At 60.0% G+C, this 3837-nt stretch carries 2 protein-coding genes; one reads left to right on the plus strand and one right to left on the minus strand.

The window, feature by feature from the left end; translation table 11 throughout:
* The first annotated feature begins 111 nt into the window (after nt 1–111).
* The gene (locus ACESY8_RS19505; RefSeq protein ID WP_054339250.1) at nt 112–531 is read left to right on the plus strand and encodes a hypothetical protein; all 420 of its coding nucleotides are present in this window, start codon (nt 112–114) and stop codon (nt 529–531) included.
* A 117-nt stretch (nt 532–648) separates the two neighbouring features.
* Here ACESY8_RS19505 and ACESY8_RS19510 read toward each other — a convergent pair.
* On the minus strand, nt 649–3837 hold a 3189-nt coding region (locus tag ACESY8_RS19510; protein WP_498794957.1), incomplete at its 5' end, for a hypothetical protein.

Genomic DNA, 3837 nt, shown 5'->3' on the forward strand with positions numbered 1-3837 from the left:
GTCGGGGCGGGGGCCCACACCCGCCCACAGGCCGTTCGGCAGGACAAGGCCCCCGCGTCCGGCGGTACGCCGTGCGCGGGGGTGCTTTTATCTCCAGAGGAGGTAATCAGAATGGCAAATTATACACAGCACTATCACCTGCACCAGTGGGAGCCGGAGGACAGCTTCCTCCGCACCGACTTCAACGGAGATTTTCAGAGGCTGGACGAGGCGCTGGCGGGACTGGATGGGCGCAAGCCGGAGCTGCGTCTGGGGCGGTACACCGGGGACGGGACGCAGAACCGGGCGGTTGCGCTGGGGTGTGCCCCCCGGGCGGTCCTGCTCTTCTGCCGGGATCGGGAGGCTCTGCTGGCCTGGCCGGGCGCGCCCTATGTCTACGCTTATAACAACCGGCCCGGCAATATGCTGATTCTGACGGAGACCGGCTTTCAGGTGCACTACGACCACTACGAGGTGGGCCTCAGCGACAACGACTTTCTCCCCGTCACCAACAAGGCGGGGGAGAGCTACCGCTATCTGGCCCTGGTATAGCAGAGAGCCCCCGGACCCGATTGGGTCTGGGGGCTTAACCTGTCGAAAGGACGTTTTGACAGAGAGAACCCGCCGCGCAAAAATGCGGCGGGTTCTCCGATTTAGGGACAGGCTTGATTACCAGTCCAGATCCAGGGTCACGGTGTAGGTAGTGCCATTGATGGTCAGGTTGTTGGGCGTGTAAGCGGCATCGTTGCCCACCAGCATATACTGAGCAGCGCCGGCTTCATCGTAGAATGCCAGGACGGCGAACTCAGTAGAGTTCTTGAGATCATTCTGACTGGTGGCAGATCCGCCGGTGCAGTACAACTGCGCAATGGTCTCAGCGGGGTTGGCCGGGTCGGTGCCGAAACCGGGAACTTTGGTATTCACACTCGTTCCGGTGACCGGTCCGCTCACGGTAATCGCGTTCGAGCCGGTGGCCACGATGTCGAAGTCAAAGGTCACATAGCCAGAGTTCACCAGATCCACCCAATAGCCATATCGGGCAGGATCCTGCACCTTCCAGTACTCAGTGTACTCCAGGTGAGCATTCTTGTCGGCAGTCGTCACAGTGACGTGATTGTCCGTTGTGGTGCAGGTGTAGTTGTCACCGTTCTTGGTGTCCTTGATCACCCAATTACCAGTACTATCCACCTCTACTTCGATGTCGGAGACGCTGACACCCAGAACCTTTGCGGCCTCAGCCTTGACAGCATCGCGCTTCTCGGCAAAGGTGGCATCCTCCGCACCGGTAACGGAAATATTCAGTTTCCGAGTCATGGGGTCAAACTGCACGGTGATGCTCTCGTTGACGATACCATCGTCACGATGCTCCTCGTCCACTTCCCAGATCCAGGCGGTGCGGATGGCGTTGTCATCCTCGACAATGACGGCGTTCACCTTGGTATTGTAGGGGAAGGTGCCCAGGGCGGTCTTGTCCTCGGCGGTGTCCACGTCGGTGACATCCCACACGTTGGCCTTGCCGGACAGGGCGATGTAGCCCTTCAGGCTGCTGTCCACAGTGCCGTTCTTCAGCAGCTTGGCGGTACCGGCGTTCTCTACGTCGTCGCCGATGTCATAGGTGCCGTCGGCATTCTCGGCGTAGGTGTAGGCCTTCATGTAGCTGGCCTCGTCGTCCCAGTCGTGGCCGCCGTCGTCGTCCACCTCGATGGCCTGGACGGTGCCGTCCTCAAAGACAACGTTCAGCTCCAGCAGATCCTTGCCGATGGCGTTGGCGGACAGAACCAGCATGTAGTTGGCGCTGGTGGCCTTGGCCTCAGCCTCGAAGAGGATCACGTCGGCCAGGTCGGTAGCCTCATAGGTCTTGTAGGAGGTCTTGTCCAGAACGGGGTAGACCTGAACATCGACGCCCGGATTCACATCGCTCATGTGGTCCCAGCCGGTGGCCACGCCGTACTCAATCTCGCCCTTGGTGTTCGTCCAGTAGTAGAAGGCAACGGTGTTCTTGTCCACGGCGTAGGTCTTTTGAGTCTGTCCGTGCGCCGTCACATTGATGGAGCCGCGGCCGCCGGTGTAGCCGTTCATAGCCTTATACTGAAGGCTACCATTATTAGTGGTGTCCATCCGGATGACGTTACCGTCGTCACCCACACCGGCGGTGCTGTCGGAGTTCACGGTGGAATCGATCTCGCTGCCAGTGCCCTTGAGGCTGTTGCCCTGGAGGACGCTCTTGATGGTCAGCACGTCATCGTCGGACAGGGTGTAGGTGATGATGGAGCCAGCGGCCACGCCGGTCTTGTTGTAGGAGCCGCTGCCGGGCTGGTTAACGTCGCGGGTGCCCAGGTAGGTCTCCAGCTTCACGTCGTTGGACTTGCTATTGACATCATTAGCGGCAGTAATTCCAGTGATATCCTCCATCGCCTTGGCGGAGTTCTTCCAGTTGATGCTGTAGGTCTTGACGGTGCCGTCGGTCATGAGGATCTTGACCTGGCCGGAGCGGTCCAGGGCGTTCAGGGTCCAGGCGGAGTCCACCACCAGGGCGTAGTTGGTCACCACTTCCTCAGCGGGGCGGATGGCGATCACATAGCCGTTGGAGTCCAGGACAAAGTCGTAGCTGTTGTCAAAGCCGGGCTCGTTCTTGGCGTCGGCAATGTCAAAACGGGTCAGATCTACGTCCACCAGGGAGGCGGCGTCCAGGATGTAGGACTGGCGGTACTCTTCGCCATCCACGGTGATAAAGAGCTCGTCGGCCTTGTCGCGGTCCACGCGGGTCATCTTGCCGGTGACAACCTCGGGGGCGGAGATGTAGGTGCGGCCGCCGTACTGCACGTAGAGGATCAGGTCGTCGGTGGTCACCTCGTCGTTGAACACTACGTCCTCAAAGTCCTCCGTCTCAGTGACGGTCTTGTTGGCCAGCTCGTTGTTCTTGTCATAACCGGGCGCATAGAAGGAGATTGTCTCGTTCTTCTCGCTGTAGGTGCGCACCTCGGACAGAGTCTCGCGGGTGAACAGCACGTACTCGGCGTCGCCATCGTTGTTGTTGTCGATGATCTCAACGTCCACACCGTTCAGGTTGAACTTGTCGCTGTTGTTGGCGGCATAGCTGTAGTCGTTGATCAGGTTGTGGGCATCCTCTTCGGTCTTGCAGTAGCCGTAGTTCACGTAGAACTCGGTGCCCTTGGTGACGGCCACGCCGGTGCCCTTCAGGTAATCCTTCACGGTGCTCTGAGTGGCAGCGGTGGCGTTGATCACGTTCACGTCGTCCTTGGTGGACACGCCCAGCACCTTGGAATCGGACAGGATGGTGGTCTTCTCGATGTACATGGTCACGGTCTTGCCCAGGAAGTCAACGGGGGTGTCCACATTGAAGGCAATCTTACCGGACTGGGCCACGCCCTCGTCCTTGGTGGTGTTGGAGGTGGTGGAGGAGTACAGAACCACGTTGTCCAGCACGGTCTTGCCATCCTTCAGAGCGGAGTCGGAGTCGGTCTTGTCCAGCTCAGCCCACTTGTTGCCCACCACAACGCCCTCCACCTTGTACACGCCGTACATGGAGGACAGGATGGTGCGGGCGTCGGAGTACGCCATGGCGTAGCCGTTGTTGGTGTAGCTCTCGATCATCTCCACGTCCAGGGCGTTGTAGATGAGCAGAGCGGCGTTGTCGCGGCTCAGAGGCTCGGCCACGGAGCCCTTGAAGTTGCGGAAGATGCCCAGCTTGGAGGCCAGGGCGTTGGTGTTGATCTCCCAGTCGGTGCCGGTCAGGCCCTCGATAGCGGGATCGTAGCCAGCGGCCACCAGCAGCATCTTGGCGGCCTCGTTGCCGGTAACGGTAGCGGCGGGGTCAAACTTGCCGTTGCCGCGGCC

It is taken from the genome of Clostridium sp. ATCC BAA-442 (assembly GCF_964239415.1).
GTDB classification, from domain to species: Bacteria; Bacillota; Clostridia; order Oscillospirales; family Oscillospiraceae; genus Flavonifractor; species Flavonifractor plautii.

Excerpts from the sequence above, each read along its gene's own strand:
- ACESY8_RS19505 (WP_054339250.1), top strand. The coding sequence starts at position 112 with ATGGCAAATTATACACAGCACTATCACCTGCACCAGTGGGAGCCGGAG.